This window comes from Bacillus sp. FSL K6-6540, from assembly GCF_038007545.1.
Map to the genome: position 1 here is coordinate 1,208,696 of NZ_JBBOXH010000001.1, position 16,314 is coordinate 1,225,009.

Sequence of the window (16,314 nt, forward strand, 5' to 3'; positions counted from 1 at the left end):
CTTTTTGTTTTTCTTGCCCACTTTGGAAAATTGCGTCCGGAGTCAGTAATCGCATTCCCTTTGCCCGTCGCTAAAGCGAAATCCTTCCTGAGGCTGATGATGGAATACATCGCGTGTCGGGTGTCTCTTGTACCGTAAGGTGTAATGATGAGATTAAACGCATCAAGGCCAACTGAAAAATCCAATACGGGGAGATGTACGAAGTGACAACGTTAATCGAATTTAAAAACGTAACCAAGGCCTATCCAATCGGCGAAGTGACGATTCAAGCCCTTGCGGGCGTTGATTTCTCCATTTTAGAGGGGGAATTCGTCGTGATCCTAGGGGCCAGCGGGGCAGGGAAAAGCACGATTTTGAACATTCTCGGCGGGATGGATACGGCTACCTCGGGACAAGTGTTTGTTGGAGATCAAGAGATTACGGGATGGAGCGAGAAGAGATTAACCGAATACCGCGGCGAGCAGGTTGGCTTCGTATTTCAATTCTATAACCTGATTCCGAATTTGAATGCGCTGGAGAACGTGGAATTTGCGACAGAGGTATGTAAGCACCATTTGGATGCCCGTGATATTTTACATAAGGTTGGACTAACGGATCGTTTGAAGAACTTCCCTTCCCAGCTCTCTGGCGGCGAACAGCAAAGAGTTGCGATCGCAAGAGCGGTTGCCAAGAATCCCGCGCTTCTCCTCTGCGACGAACCCACCGGAGCTTTGGATTATGTGACAGGGAAATCGGTCTTAAAGCTGCTTCAAGATTTAAACCAGGAAACGAAGACATGCGTAGTGCTGGTCACCCATAACTCGGCCATCGCGCCGATGGCGGATAAAGTGATCCGCGTCAAGAGCGGGAAGATCGAGAGCATCACGATCAATGAGCACAAACAAAGCGTTGAAGGGATCGAGTGGTGATGAAGATTTTAGCGTTAAAATTGTTAAGGGACATGAAACAGTCGGTAGGACAATTCATAGGCATTGTTTTGGTAATCGCGGTGGGAGCTTTTTTCTACACGGGGCTGGTCACCTTGAGCGACAATCTTAGCGGCTATACGAAGGGGTATTTTCAAGAACATAATCTAAGCGACTTGAACGTCTATTACAGTCAAATTTCCGCAGGAGATGTCGAGGATTTAGGGAGCATTGATGGCATTCAACATATCGAAGGGCGTTATACCGTCCAGGCCGAACAAGCTTTTGAAGATGATAAAGCTACTTTAACGGTGCACTCGATCTCCGTACCTAATACAATCAACACATCCAGGATGATGGAGGGCAGGATGCCAGCCGACCCGAATGAGATCCTGTTGGACTCCCACTATGCCGAGGCGCATCAATACCGTATCGGTGATTCCATCATCCTCCGTGTGAATGACAAGGACATGACGTTCACGATCAGCGGCTTGAATGAGAATGTGGAGCATGCCAAGAAGAACGAAACCCAGGACCATCAAGCTTATGGAATCGCTTATATCCCCGAAGAGACCATACCTGAAATAGCAGGCGGCATGTTCTACAATGAGATCCTGGTTGATGCCAAGGACGGTTACGACATGGACCAGTTAGGCCAGGCCATTGAAGCACATTCCCAGTCACTCCCTTATATAAGCCAGGTTAGCAAAGAACGGACCTTCAACTATTCCCAGACCCAGCAAACGATTCATAATAATAAGCTGATGAGCAGGGTGATCCCGATCGTACTTTTTTTGATTGAAGCGGTGATCCTGTTTCTGATCATGTCAAGGATTATCGATTCCCAGCGAAATCAAGTGGGCATTATGAAGGCATTAGGGGTGAAAAAAAGAAGCATCATGCTGCATTACATGGGTTACCCCGTGCTGGCTGGCGTCATCGGCTCCATCCTGGGCTATGCCATCGCCGCCGCCCTGTTCATTCCACTCATAACAACGTCGATTGGAAGATCCTACTCTCTACCTGACCTAACGTTCTCCCTTTCGTTCTTTACGCTCCTACCTCCAATGATTTGCTCCAGTGCGTTTGGCATGCTGTCCTGCTATTTCAGCGGCAGAGCGATCTTGCAAGAACGTGCTGCGCAGGCGATGCGTCCGAAACCGCCCAAGAAGATGAAAAGACTGCTCATCGAGAACATTCCAGGGATGTGGAGTCGGCTGTCCTACAGCAACAAGATTATTCTAAGAAATATCTTCTTAAATAAACAAAAAGCATTCGCGAGCTCCGTTGGCGTTGTGGTCAGTACGGTTTTGTTGATCACGGCTTTCGGCACGCAGACGGCCCTGCTCAAGGTAGCCGGTCAGATCGAAGAGGTAAATACGTATGATTTACGAGTCGATTATGCGATCGGATCGTTCCCGGATAGGGCAGCACTGCCCTCCGGCATTGTAGACCATTATGGGTTGTCCAACTACCCTGTGGAACTCATCCAAGGGGAAAACAAAGAAAATGCTACGCTCGTGGTAACGGAGCAGGATAATGAGCTGATTCGCTTTTATGATGAACAAGGCAATCGGCTATCGTTAGAAGATCATGGCGTGCTGGTACCGAAATCGTACGCGGATCAGTATCATATTGCTGAAGGAGATACGATCCAGCTTCAAATCACCGCACCGGAGCTTAACCAAACCATCGTCGATATGAAGGTTCTGGATATCTCCACACAGTATTCGAATCCGTCGTTCTACAGCACACCGGGCTATATGAAGAGCTTGGGTATCGACTACGATCCATCCTCGCTGTTAGTGAGCGTCCATAGCGCTGCCGATCTGGCGGGCGTTCGGAGTTTCTTTGAACAAGACCCGCAGGTGGAGGCCATTGCAGACAAGGACGACCTCAAGAAATCAGCGCAGTATATGCTGAAGCAAAACAGTTTTATCTTCATCATGTTTATCATCTGCGCCGTGATTCTGTCCTTCGGTGCCATCTATACGATCTCTTCCATCAACATTTATGAAAGGAACCGTGAGCTTGCCACCCTGAAGGTATTAGGCTATCCCAAACGTAAAATCAACCGGCTGATCTTCTCTGAAAACATGCTGCTAACCGCTTTTGCGGTCATTGTTGCCCTGCCGATCAGCGGTTATGTTTATTCGATTATCATCCAGGCGCTCTCGAGTACGCATCAGCAAATTCCGGATCAATTAAACCTTGTAATTATGCTGGCATCGGTTGTGCTGGCGTTCTTACTGACCCTTCTCTCCAACCTCATGCTTCGAAAAAAAGTGACGCGGATTCATATGATTGAATCGTTGAAGGGTGTGGAGTGAATGGTATTTCCACAAGTAGTAGAGAGTAGCGATATGAAGGAGTAACTGCTCGCGATACAGATGCTGACGGTGCCGTACGTGGAGTATCATGCTGAGAACATGCGGCACATCATGAGATGATCGCTAACCCGCTGTTTGAAGTACCGCAAGGGCGGGGGGATCAACCCACGATGGATGACAAGTTCAAAGGCTGCCCATTCGGCAGCCTTTTTGCTGTCTTTTTCCGGTAATCCAAGTGTACGGGCTGCAGCACCTTGATCTATAATAGGGGACATGCATGCAATGGCAAAATTCAATCGAGAATGGAAATAGGAGAACAAATGATGAAACAAAAAAATGGCCGTCGTCGGCCTGAAAGTGGATTTAATCGACTATACAGTATGCTTGCTAAGATGCCGTTATTGGATTATCTTCAAGACGGCTTAGACATGTTACGTATACGACATGTCATTGAGAAGAGGGATGTAAAAACAGTAAAGTGAGTAAATTGGCGGTGTGGCTTGAAGCTACACTGTCTTTTTTATGTCTCATATACATATACCAGTGTATTGATTAAAATGTAGAATGTAGTATACGAACAATCGCTAAAGTTTGACAAACGTCTGCATCCAGCGTACGGGGGATGGTATAAAAAAATTCCACAGCATTTCCATCTTCACACCAAGATTTTTTATAAAGTTCTTATTATTAGCGCAATAAACACGAAAAAAAGTTGCAACCTTTAAGCGAATCATCGAAAAAATATGAGGTAATATAAGGAGATAAATATAAAAAGAGCAGTGTATAAACTGCCCTGTTGTCTATTAGTAATCTGACCATGATTCGAGTATTCCGTTATAGAAGTGGAGATAAGTATCACCATATATCCATTGATCCATTGTTAATGTATTACTTGAATAAGAAGATGTATCATTTGGTCTTCCCCATGATAACAATACCTGATCTTGATTCATACCAATAGCAATTTTTTGCTGTACTATTCTATTCCAAGTGGCATCGCTCCATTTAGGATAAATGCTTTTTGGGTTAACAGTATAAAACCCATTTCTAATCACTATACCAGGATCATCATAAAAGGGTAGCTTAAAAGTGACAGCTGCTCCACTTGATCTTTTCGCTTCAACGAGAAGGGTTTTTCCTTTCATCTTTACAGATTTGAAATAAACCTTCTCTATATTTAATAATGGATTAGACGAGGGTAGATAGTTTTTATCTGCCCAATAATATTTTCCTGAGTAGATGTAGTTGATTGTTTCATACAAGAAATAACTACAGAAGGAATCAGGCTCTGAGCCAATTACTATTTCTTCAATCACTTTTCCATTATTCAACAATATCTTAAACGCTACACTATTTCCACTGTACGGAAGAATCTCGATTACACGCCCAACTTGTTCCCCCTCATATATGTACACTTTTTTACCCATGAAAGTTTTTAGATTGTCATTCTTTACTTGTTTTATCTGAGAGATTAATTTATCTGATTTAGCTTTACCCTCATTATTGCTCCATAGGAAAATTGTATTAGGCTCATATTCATGTTTACCAGAGTACCCTGTTATCTTATAAAGGTAATCTAGTTTTATATAAGTGACCCCATCTAATAAAACTGAGTTACTATTATTTATTTTATATGTTCCTTTTTTTGATTTAACTGTTATTGGCTTGGCGTAGTTTATCGTTATGTCTTTAAACTTAGAAATTATCTTTACAGGAACATACGTTCCATGATTTTTAATTCCATCGATAGTATAGGATTTTTCGCGTGTTACAAGAATTTCACCATCTAAAAAAACTGCAATTTCATCAGATATATAAGCATTGTTTGGCACAACGTTTGAAGCGGCATTAGCTTCTGTTTTGGGAATTAAAATTGAAAAAAATGATGCTAATAGAATAATAGGGAAAATTAGTGCTTTCTTCATATTTACCTCCGGAATTAGTGGATTGTAGTTAAGTATAAAGTAACATATATGAACTTTGGTTACTAGCAAGATCTTCTTGTTTATGGCTAATAGAGAGGGGTGAGATACAAACATTTTTAGTGTTGTTGTGAACGGATAATTGAATTCTCTTTGAGTAGTAGTCTATGAATTCTATGAATTCCTTATGGTATAATTATCCCTAAACTTAAAACTAGATAGAGGGGGATCAAATGAATACAAAAATTAATGAGAGACCACCCGCTGTTTTTATATCATATATTGGACAACGCCCCAGCATGAGAAATGGGTATATAGTTTAGCGGAGAGGCTTAGAGCTGTAGATGGAATTGATGTTAAATTAGATAAATGGGATTTAAGGGAAGGATATAGCGAGTTTGTGGGTTTCGCTATCTTGAAGCAGGTTCATGACGAGGTTTCCGCAAACGGTGCATGTGGAAATTATGGCGAGTTGGTAAGAAAGTAATACAGGTTGAAATCACATCGCGTTGAGGTGATCCATGGTGTTCGTGCAACTTAGCAGTTTCATCACGCTCGGCCTGTAGAGGATGACATAACCCTCTTGGCTCCTTTGCAGGCTGGGCCTTATCCCAAGGGGCGTGATGGAATGAAAAGCAAAGGCAACAATCGTACTCGTTCGTATTACCGTCATCATCGACGGAGAGTGATCCAGCGTAAGAGCAGGCTTGCTAAACAGCTTGGTTGGCATGCCAAGTTTACAGGTGAGTTTGCTAAGGGGAAGATTCATTGCTCCTGCAAATATTGCAGGGTGAAATCGAGAGAAATCGGATGGCCTAAATCTGATCTTGTAAAACTTGCACGTATGAATGAGTTTAGTAGTTTGGAGTAGGGTTTTAGGTTTAGTGTAAGGAAAGGCTGTAGATGGTAATGTCTACGGCCTTTTGTTTTGCTCAACGATATTCAATAAAAAAACGGCAGGGTATACCCTGCCGCTTGCTCTATTCAAGATCCTCTAGAATGTATGTGAAAACATCGTCTACAAGCTTCACGATACTGCGTATTTCCTTATCGAACGTTGAGCTGGTAATTGTTCCTTTATTGTAAGAGTCGACATTAAGCTTGACTCCGGAAGTTTTGGCTAAAGAAATTTCTTTAACTTGTCCATTGAGTTCTTTTTTCGTTTCCGCTGTTTCCTTATTGCAGACTTTCTTTGCTTCACTAAGACTTTTCTTAGCCTTATCAAGTGTTGCCTTCATTTGACTCAGTTCCGTCTTACTGGCTTTGGACTTCTTGAGGTTGTTGTACTTGGTTGTCAGCTGCTTGGATTGATTCGTGAGAGTGATTACATCGGAGCACACAGGGGCTTTATATGTCCGTATAGCAGACTTAACCTCCTTTAACCTCTTGTTGTAATCCTCAAAGTAGATCTTATTAACCTCGGAGATCGACATTTTCATGGAGGGTGGGGCGGCATAAGCCTGTGACGGGAGAATTAAGATAGCGAACATCAACAAAAGGGCTAAAGTCTTCTTCATTTATGTATGAACACCTCTCTATAAGTAGTAACATTATCATACCTTAATTTGGGACTAATCAATAGATAGAGAAAAGGATATTCGCTGGCTCCCACAGAATAACATGTAGCTGCAAACATTTTTTGAGATTTGAAGGGGATTTGAAATGAAGACGAAATTAATCATGGTTGAGGGCCTGCCGGGGTTCGGCAAGTCGACGACGTCCCGTATGCTGCATGATATTCTTTCCGAGCACAACATTGAGGCCCGGCTGGTGATGGAGGGGGATACAGACCACCCGGCGGATTATGAGGGAACCGCGTGTCTGACGGAAGAGGAATTCGGGCAGTTGCTGGAAGTCGCAGGCCCTTTTAAAGAAATATGGATCGAACGGGCTGTCAAAAAAGGCAGCTGGAACCTCTTGCCCTACCAGAAGCTGAAGAACGAATAAGGCGCTTCTTTTCCGGATGACCTTTATCATTCGTTGGCTGAAAAGGATATTTACGAGCTCCCGCTGGACATCAACCGGTGGCTCATCACCGATCGGTGGGAGGCATTTGCCGAGCAGGCGCTGCATGAGCCTACCGTCACGATTTTTGAGTGCTGTTTCATTCAGAATCCGGTGACCGTCGGCATGGTGAAGCATGATGCGCCGGAAGATCAAGTGACGGACTACGTGCTGGGGCTGGAAAAAGCGGCCCTTCCGCTAAATCCCCTCCTGTTCTACATTGAGCAGAACGACCTGGAATACGCATTCCGCAAGGCCATCCGGGAACGCCCGGAGGCATGGTCTACAGGGTTTGCCCATTACTACACTGGACAGGGGTACGGCAAACATCACGGTCTGGAAGGCGTCGAAGGGACTCTGCAAGTATTGGAAGCCCGGCGCGAGTTGGAGCACAGGATCTTGGACAAGCTCGGACTGAACAAGGAATTAATCAATAACTCCCTTTATGACCAAGAGACGTACAGAACCATGCTAATGGACAAGCTGAAGCAGCATGGAATCATCCCATAATATTTTTCATAGATAAGGAAGGACGGTTTAATGAAGCGCTTATTCATGATCACGATGCTCTACATAACGGCTCTATTGGTAGGCTGCGAGAAGGAACCCGGTTGGGAGACGATGCAGCTTCTGGACGAACAGGTTGCCGAAATCCGGATTTCAGCGTTCGAGACATGGGACGAGATGAATGGGGATACACTGTTGTCCTTTAAGGAAGCAAAAGACGTAAGAGCGTTTGAGGAAGCGATCCGTACCGCTCGCAAGCAGCCGGATGATGCCAAACGAACGGATCCGGATTACGATGTAATGGTCGTCTATGCCCAGCAATCTCCGATTCATGCCATCAAGCTGTGGTTGGGGGAAGAGGGTCAGGAAAGTGTGTTCAGCTACGGGTTCAAGGAATGGGGAGAAGATGTATATGTGGTTTCCGCCAAACATACCGATCGGATGAGAGAGCTTATTTTGCCAGAGGGGCGTTAAAGCCGTTATCGAGCCCCTCTCTTTGACCGACACTGAATGCCTCATATCCCATAAAATAACGATTTGGATGTATAAAATCAGGGGATTGGGAGATGAATGATATCATCATTCAGGAGGCGATGAAGTGAAAAAGTTGACCAACAAGTTAAAATATATGGCTGGAGCGTTTCTTGCCGGAGCCCTGCTGATTATAGGGATTATGTTCGCTGCTGCGAATCCCGAAGGAACCTTAGATACGATTCAACACACGATGTCTAAAATAAGCCACTTCGTTAACGGCAAGGACAACGCCACCGCTGACGGTCCATCTTCGGAACAAGAGACGGCGACTTCGGATCCTAAGATTCCTACCGGCAGCAGCGATGTGTCAGCTCGCATGGTTTCAGATCCGGTTAACCAACCCGTGTACTGGGGCGAGGCTTCCAGGAAAGAATCCCTGGGGCAGCCTGTAGTCAAGCTGTACAATGCGGCGGGCGAGCCAGTTGGTTCCGCTACCTTGGAGCAGATCCATGACGGGGTGAAGGTGAAGATTACCGCATCCGGCCTCACTCCAGGCAAGCATGGGTTCCATGTGCATGAGAATGCGATTCAGGGAACGGATTTTAAATCTGCCGGAGGGCATTTTAATCCAACCCACAAGCATCATGGCCTGGAGAATCCGCAAGGAAGCCATGTCGGCGACATGCCGAACCTGGTCGTGGGCGCAGACGGCACCGTGGAAGTGGAGACGATCATTCAGCATGGCACGCTCGAAAAGAACCAGCCGAACTCGGTGCTGGGGCGCTCGCTGATCATACATGCCGGCGAGGATGACAATGTCACCGACCCGGCGGGCAATTCCGGCGACCGCGTGGCTGGCGGGAATATTCCGGAGTAATCTGGCAAGTTGCCGTTCACCGGTTTGCAGCATATGAAATCCAGTGAAAAACGCATCTCCACGGGGAGGTGCGTTTTTTTGTTAAGTTATGCTGGTTCAAGTGCACCTGGAGAATTAACGCCGCAAGGTACAATTGAATTACTCGCTTCGACGAGGTGGGGTTCTTGGTCGTATTCGTTTCTGACGACACATTCTGAAAATATTGAATGATTTTGAGCAATTGTCTCATGTAGTTCCCGGCGGCTCTCCTTCTATACTTAAGGTACGGAAAAGGAGAGTGAATTCATGGAACGAGCAACATCTTTAGCATCCGAAATACCTGTTCGCAAAAAGCCATTTCGCAAGCGCTGGGACTCTCCCCTTGCAGGTTATCTGTTTATTTCCCCTTGGCTGATCGGATTTCTGGCGTTGACAGCCTATCCGATGCTGTTGTCCCTGTACTATTCCTTCACAAATTACACCCTCATGAAGCCGATCGAGTGGGTCGGCTTAGACAATTACGAGCGCATCATTACGGCGGACGACAAATTTGCCCAATCGCTCAAGCTCACGTTTTATTATGTACTCGCCTCGGTGCCGCTGAAGCTAATTGCCGCGCTGATGGTTGCGCTCCTGCTGAAGAAGGCCGTGCGCGGGATATCCGTCTATCGAACGGCCATTTATTTCCCTTCCTTGATCGGGGCGAGCATCGCGGTTTCCCTGTTATGGAAAAATATTTTCGGCGTGGACGGCTTCTTCAACCAAGTGCTTGGATTCTTCGGAATTCCCGGAACGGGCTGGGTCACGAACCCGGATACCGCATTATGGTCTCTCATTGGCTTGTCGGTATGGCAATTCGGTTCATCGATGGTGATTTTCCTCGCAGGCCTGAAGCAGATACCGAATGATCTGTATGAAGCCTCCGCGGTGGATGGCGCGGGCAAGCTAAAGCAATTTTTCAAAATCACGCTTCCGATGCTGTCACCCACGTTATTTTTCAATCTCATCATGGGGGTCATTAACTCCTTCCAGATGTTTACGCCTGCTTACGTTATCACCGGCGGCGGGCCGATGAACTCTACCTATGTCTATGCGTTATACCTGTATGAACGGGCATTCAGCCGCTATCAGTTGGGCTATTCCTCTTCCTTGGCCTGGATCATGCTGATCTTGATTGTGGCTGCCGCCGTGATCATTAACCTGACTTCGAAATACTGGGTATTCTACGAATCCGAGAGCCAAGGAGGGAAAGGAAAATGACCAGACGCAAATGGAACCCCGTGATCCGCCATTCGGTCCTCATTATGTTCAGCTTGATTATGGTTTATCCGGTCATTTGGTGGATTGGCGCTTCGCTGAAAACGAACCAGGAGCTCAGTTCCCCGTCCATCTTCCCGTCCGTGCCGCAGTGGTCCAATTACATCAACGGATGGCATTCCGTTCCGGGGTTCACCTTTACCGACTTCTATTTGAATACGTTCTATTTAATTACTGCGGTGATCATGGTAACGGTGATTTCCTGTACGCTGGTTGCCTTCGGATTTGCAAGGCTGGACTTTCCGCTTCGAGGCTTCTTGTTTTCGCTGCTCATGCTCACGCTGATGCTGCCGGGCCAAGTGCTCATCATTCCGCAATATGCGATGTTCCACCAATTTGGTTGGGTCAACACCTACCTGCCGTTTATCGTGCCCCATGCATTAGCGGGAGGAGCGGGAGGAACCTTCTTCGTCTTCCTGCTCGTTCAATTCATACGCGGGATCCCGCGGGAGCTGGATGAATCGGCCAAGATCGACGGATGCAGCTGGTTCGGGATTTATTGGAGAATTGTGATGCCCTTGATGAAGCCTTCCATCGTGACAGTCATTATCTTCTGCTTCCTATGGAACTGGGATGATTTCCTTGGTCATCTCCTGTACATTAATTCCGTCGACAAATATACGGTTGGCTTGGCTTTACGGATGATTAACGATTCGCAAGGCGGCGCGGAATGGGGACAATTGCTGGCGATGTCTCTCGTATCCATTCTACCGGCTACATTGCTGTTTATATTTGCCCAGAAATACTTTGTGGAGGGTGTAGCTACCACAGGACTAAAAGGGTAGTAGCTAGCCCTACCGTTATATTATAAAATGAGGAAACATTGAGGCAGCGGTACGCCGCACAGCTTCAATGTTTTTTTCTGATAGGAATGTAAAGCATGGAGGATGAGAATTATGATCAATCCCTTCAAAAGATACCGGATCGATTCCCTGTTTATTATTTGCTTTGCAGGGCTGATCACGATTGTGCTGGCGATCACGGTATGGACCAGTTATGTCATGACTTCGCGGGAATTGGCTGAAAACACGTCGTATTATCAAAAAAGACTGCTTGAGGAGCTGAACAACGAAATTACGGGCCGTCTGACGTCGATCGAGCAGATATCGCTGACCACGTCCAGGGACAATGATTTACTTACGTTTCTGTCGGGAAAAGAAGATGAGTTCAACCACTACAGGAGGTCCAAGGGCATACAGGAAGCGCTGGCTCATCTAACCTATTCGATTCCGCAAATTCAGGCCATCGATTTATATATGGAACAGCCGGAGTGGGGGGATCGGCAGAGCTATATTCAGTTCCATGGATTAACGGAGGCTGCGACAAAGCCATGGTATCCTTTGCTGCAGAACAATGACTTTTCCTGGTCAGAGGAGCATGATTTAACGACCTATAATGGGAACGTGCCTGTGCTCAGCTTTTCCCGCAAGGTGTACAACAACTCCCGGTACTTGGGTATTCTTGTCGTGCATGTGAAAGCGGATTGGATCCGCGGGATTCTCGAAGGATACTCTAAAGATTCGAACCGGATGCTGCTGGATCTGAACGGCAGGGAGCTGCTGAGCGTCGGGAAATCAATGAGGGATGCCGGATTACAGGAGCAGGATTTGCGGTTCACGGACCAATCCGGTGTGTCACGGCTGCATACACAGCCGCATGGCGTCGAGTCTCTGGTCGTCTATTCCAAAGTCGCCGACTCCAACTGGATGCTGGTTGAGATTACCCCTTGGGAGAGAATTACGTCAGGCAGCGTCAAGCTGGCTGGAGCCATTATTACCATCGGCATCGGAGCCCTATTGCTGGCTTTCTTGTTAACGCTCTGGTTAAGCAGGCAATTGTTGAAGCCGATCGCCCAGTTAGTGAGAGCCATGAAGAATTACGATGTCGGTGGGAGGCAAGCTGAGCTGGCCGGTGATTACACGAATGAATTCGGCATTCTGTTTGCAGGGTTTCGCAGACTGAATGAGAGAATCCAGGCTTTGTACGCATCCCTTGCGCAGCGTTACGAGCAGCAGCGGAAGGCGGAAATCGAAGCGCTCCAAGCCAATATTAATCCGCATTTTCTATATAACACCTTGGACCAGCTGAACTGGATGGCGATTGCGGAGGGACAGGAGAAGATGAGCCGCATTCTGGAGCTGATGGGCCGCATGTTCCGCATCGGGTTATCGCATGGAGAAAGCTTTATTACGATTGAAGAAGAGCTGACTCACGTCGCATGCTATTTGGAAATCCAGCAGATCCGGTGGGAAGACGGTCTGGAATACGAGGTGCATGCCTCCCAGGAAATCCGCAATTTATTCATTCCCAAAATGACGCTCCAGCCTTTCGTCGAAAATTCAATCATTCATGGATTTAATTCAAGGCAAACTGGCCGAATTCAAATTAAGGCTGAGGAAGAGGGCGGCCGGATCCGAATGACGATTATCGACGACGGAAGTGGGCTTGCTCCTCAGAACAAAGGGAGCCATCGCCGCAAAGGAGGTTACGGGATCCGGAATGTGAGAGAGCGTTTCTCGGCGTTCTTCAACGATGATTATGAGATCATCGTTAAGGATGGCGAGAAAGGAGGGGTGGTTGTATCGATCACCTTCCCAAGGCTTGAGGAAGCACAGCGGTAAAGCATAATCAGACGATTTTATAATAAATTGTGCATCTCTCTTATACTCCAGTCATCTCGGAATTGATAGGATACATATTGACCACAATATATTGTTTTTAGGGGGAAGTCGGCATGAACAAATGGAAGCGATTGCAGATTGTCGCGTTATGGATGGTGTTCTCCTTGCTGGTAGCGGCATGCGGCGGTAACGGAAGCACCAACTCAAGCACGGGAAGCACAACCTCAACCAAGAACAATACACAGGCCGAAAGCGGTTCGGCGGCGGAAAATGTCAAGCTGCGGATTATGTGGTGGGGTTCACAGCCGCGTCACGAAGCTACACTGAAGGCATTGGAGGTATATACGGAGAAAAATCCGCATGTTACCTTCGAGCCCGAATATTCCGGGATGGACGGTTACCTGGATAAACTCTCCACGCAGGCAGCGGCGCATAACGAGCCGGATATTTTCCAAATGGACCCGGGCTGGGTTTCGGACTGGACATCCCGCAACCAGCTCGAAGAGCTCGACACCAAGGTTAGACTGGATGAATTGACGCCGAGCCTGCTGCCGATTGGGCAGAGAGACGGCAAGCAATATGGCGTGCCGCTGGGATCGGTTGCTTTTGGGATGATCTACGACAAGGCGGCTCTTGAGAAGCTGGGCGCGACGATGCCGAATGACGGCTGGACATGGGATGATTTCTTCGCATTGGCGGAAGAGGTAAAGCCTAAACTGGCGGAAGGCCAATATTTCACGCTGGATTATGCCGGCAACTACTTTATGTTCAGCGCTTATCACTATGCCAAGGGCAAAGGTACCTTGATTACGGAAGACGGCAAATTCAATATTGATGAAGCGACTTTCCTGGAATGGACCAAGAAGTTTGAACAGCTGCGCAAGGACGGACTTATACCTCCAGCCGATTTGAACGCATCCGACAAGGAAATGGATCCGACGGCAGACCTGCTGGTCAACGGCAAAATCTTATTCCGCTACTCCTTCTCCAATAACTACACCACATGGGACAGCATGAAGGAAGGGGCGTACGATCTGGTTACGATGCCGCGGGCCGAGGAAGCAGGGGGCTGGCTGAAGCCGTCCATGTACTTCAGTCTTTCGCCTAATTCCAAGCACAAGGAAGAAGCGGCAAAGTTCATCGACTGGTTCATCAATGATCCGGAGGCAGGGGCTATTCTTGGAACAGCTCGTGGTGTGCCTGCCAATGCCAGGATCGCCGAGTCGCTGATTCCGAATCTTCCGGAGGGCGAAAAGGTTGGGATGAAGCTGATCGACGCAACGACGCCGGACGGACAGATATTTACGACAGGGCCGGAAGGATGGGTGAACTTCATCGATAAAGACTTCCCGCTCGTCCGGGATGAGCTGAGCTTCGGCAGAACAACACCGGAAAAGGCCTATGAATCGTTGAAGAAGGCCGCCCAGGAATATGAATAGATCATATAAAATGAGATGAGAACACGATGCGAGCAAGGGAGTAAAATGATTCCGAAGAAACGGAAGTGGTCGCCTTTGTGACCGGATTTTTACCGCTGAATATAAAATCCAAAAATCCGGGAGCAACAGCGATCGTAGGAACATTTTACGTACTTGCCCCCGCATCCAAATCATTATTTCAGCTTTATTGTTCCGGTCTACTCCCGGTTTACGTCATGCCTGAGCGGTTTCATAGCCTATCGGGCATGACGTATTACGGTTAGGGTAAAGCATTGCCTTTTTGCAAATAAGAAGGAGGATCTTCAGATGTGGAAGATAGGAGTCGTTGATGACGACCGCGCCGTGCTGCAGGGAATCCGAAAAGCCATCCCTTGGGATGAACTGAATGCAGAGTGGGCGGGAGAAGCTTTGAACGGGGAAGAAGGGCTTGAAATGATTGAATCGGCCAGCCCCGACATCGTGATTACCGATTTATATATGCCTGTCATGAATGGTCTGGATATGATCGAGCAGCTGCGGAAGAACACCGGCTATTCAGGAAAAGTGATCATTCTGAGCGGTTACTCGGACTTCGAGTATGCCCGTCAAGCCTTGCGCCTGAACGTGAGCGATTACTTATCCAAGCCGATCAGCCTTCCGACGCTGAAGTCTGTTTTAAATGAAGCCATATCCGATTTGGAGGAGCAGGAAGAGCAGCGCATGAAGCAGGATGAGCTGCTCCAGAAGCTGCAGCTTTACGAGCCCTTCATCGAGAAGGAGTGGGTCAAATCGGCCGCAGCTGGCGCACTGCTGCACTCAGGTCTCCAAACGGAAATCCCGGAGCCTTATCGGTATTGGTCCGATTTCGATCATACGGTCGTTGGCATCGAGCTCATCTACGATCAACGGGCAGCTAATCTAAGCTTGCCGGACTGGAGCCTCCTTCGATTTGCAATCAGCAATATGGTGTGCGAAATTACGCAGGCGGCATTCCCCCGCTTCGACCATACGGATCTCCACACCAACCGCTCCGTGGTCATTATTCATCATGGTCGAACGGAGTCTGCCGAGCGAGTGCGGCAGCAGCTGGAGCAGCTGGGTGTCCGATTAATCGACTGTGTGCAGAACTACTTGAAGCTGAAGCTCCGAATCGGCATCGGTGATCGCAAGAGCAATATAAGGGAAATCGGTATCTCGACAGAAGAAGCCTTTCGTGCGATCGATGTGAATACGCAGCCGGCGGTTCCGGAGTATGAGCTGTATTTCTACTGTGCACAGGAGCCGGGCAATGCGGAGGCCAAGTCTCCCGTGCGTCCTGTTAAGCTTTACCTGGAGCTGGCCGGTTCGATTCGAACCTCGCAAGAACATCAGGCACAAACGATCATCAGGGATTATATGAAGCGATTGGAACAGCAAGGGGGCATCACCAAACCATATGTCAGCATGCTGGCAGGGGAGCTGTGGGGAATTATCGCCTTCGCTTTCTATGAGACGGGGATCGTCGTTGACGATTTCTTCCCGAATGACAGCATTACGCGCGAAATGGCGAAACTGCAGCGTCCATCCGAGCTTGCGGAATGGCTGATCACCAAAATCGGGCTCGTGTTCGGCAGTCGCGAATGGGGCGGGAACGGAAAGCATCGCCAGGCTGTCGACTTTATGATCGAGTACATTCACGAGCACTATGCCGAGGATCTCACGCTTGGGGGACTGGCGGATAAGGTATATATTTCGAGAAACTACTTGTCGATGATTTTTAAGAATTTGACGGGAGAAACGTTCAACAATTATTTGACCAGAGTACGGGTCGAGAAGGCCCGGGAGCTGCTGATGGAGAAAAATGCATTGGTGTACCAAGTGGCAGAACAGGTCGGATATAAAAACATTCCGTATTTCAGCACGGTATTTAAGAAATTCACGGGCATGAACCCGACGGAGCTCGTGAAATGATCATGAGGAG

Annotated in this window: 12 protein-coding genes and 1 pseudogene; 11 read left to right on the top strand and 2 right to left on the bottom strand. The window is 47.5% G+C overall.

What is annotated here, in order from left to right; genetic code table 11:
• The first annotated feature begins 203 nt into the window (after positions 1–203).
• Together MHH82_RS05220 and MHH82_RS05225 are read left to right on the top strand one after the other, a co-directional pair.
• Positions 204–908, top strand: coding sequence for an ABC transporter ATP-binding protein (locus MHH82_RS05220; protein WP_012819165.1), 705 nt, complete (start codon positions 204–206; stop codon positions 906–908).
• Positions 908–3,235, top strand: coding sequence for an ABC transporter permease (locus MHH82_RS05225; protein WP_340969820.1), 2,328 nt, complete (start codon positions 908–910; stop codon positions 3,233–3,235). The genes MHH82_RS05220 and MHH82_RS05225 overlap by 1 nt, the downstream gene beginning before the upstream one ends.
• A gap of 803 nt (positions 3,236–4,038) precedes the next feature.
• On the opposite strand, the gene MHH82_RS05230 is transcribed toward MHH82_RS05225, so the two are convergent.
• Positions 4,039–5,160, bottom strand: a complete 1,122-nt coding sequence (locus MHH82_RS05230; protein WP_009593410.1) for a hypothetical protein — start codon at positions 5,158–5,160, stop codon at positions 4,039–4,041.
• A gap of 274 nt (positions 5,161–5,434) precedes the next feature.
• Between MHH82_RS05230 and MHH82_RS05235 the strand changes: the two genes are divergently transcribed.
• Positions 5,435–5,644: an SEFIR domain-containing protein gene (locus MHH82_RS05235; RefSeq protein WP_340969823.1), complete on the top strand. Its 210-nt coding sequence runs from the start codon at positions 5,435–5,437 to the stop codon at positions 5,642–5,644.
• 493 nt (positions 5,645–6,137) lie between these two features.
• Here the strand turns inward: MHH82_RS05235 and MHH82_RS05240 are convergent, their stop codons facing one another.
• Positions 6,138–6,674 (bottom strand): hypothetical protein, encoded by a 537-nt coding sequence (locus tag MHH82_RS05240; protein ID WP_340963979.1) that lies wholly within the window; start codon positions 6,672–6,674, stop codon positions 6,138–6,140.
• A gap of 145 nt (positions 6,675–6,819) precedes the next feature.
• Here MHH82_RS05240 and MHH82_RS05245 point away from each other — a divergent pair.
• The 8 genes and pseudogenes from MHH82_RS05245 to MHH82_RS05280 all read left to right on the top strand — a co-directional run bounded on the left by MHH82_RS05245 (position 6,820) and on the right by MHH82_RS05280 (position 16,304).
• Positions 6,820–7,671, top strand: a pseudogene (locus tag MHH82_RS05245) (hypothetical protein).
• Between the two features lie 30 nt (positions 7,672–7,701).
• Positions 7,702–8,142, top strand: a complete 441-nt coding sequence (locus MHH82_RS05250) for a hypothetical protein (RefSeq protein WP_340963981.1) — start codon at positions 7,702–7,704, stop codon at positions 8,140–8,142.
• A 124-nt stretch (positions 8,143–8,266) separates the two neighbouring features.
• Complete coding sequence (locus MHH82_RS05255; protein ID WP_340963983.1) at positions 8,267–9,019, top strand: superoxide dismutase family protein; 753 nt, start codon at positions 8,267–8,269, stop codon at positions 9,017–9,019.
• Between the two features lie 285 nt (positions 9,020–9,304).
• Positions 9,305–10,258 (top strand): carbohydrate ABC transporter permease, encoded by a 954-nt coding sequence (locus MHH82_RS05260; protein ID WP_012819174.1) that lies wholly within the window; start codon positions 9,305–9,307, stop codon positions 10,256–10,258.
• The gene (locus MHH82_RS05265; RefSeq protein WP_340963985.1) at positions 10,255–11,100 is read left to right on the top strand and encodes a carbohydrate ABC transporter permease; all 846 of its coding nucleotides are present in this window, start codon (positions 10,255–10,257) and stop codon (positions 11,098–11,100) included. The genes MHH82_RS05260 and MHH82_RS05265 overlap by 4 nt, the downstream gene beginning before the upstream one ends.
• 111 nt (positions 11,101–11,211) lie before the next feature.
• Complete coding sequence (locus tag MHH82_RS05270) at positions 11,212–12,936, top strand: sensor histidine kinase (RefSeq protein WP_340963988.1); 1,725 nt, start codon at positions 11,212–11,214, stop codon at positions 12,934–12,936.
• 113 nt (positions 12,937–13,049) lie between these two features.
• Entirely contained in the window at positions 13,050–14,375 is a 1,326-nt protein-coding gene (locus MHH82_RS05275) for an ABC transporter substrate-binding protein (protein WP_340963991.1), read from the top strand.
• A 306-nt stretch (positions 14,376–14,681) separates the two neighbouring features.
• Complete coding sequence (locus MHH82_RS05280) at positions 14,682–16,304, top strand: response regulator transcription factor (RefSeq protein WP_340963994.1); 1,623 nt, start codon at positions 14,682–14,684, stop codon at positions 16,302–16,304.
• The last annotated feature ends 10 nt before the right edge of the window (positions 16,305–16,314 follow it).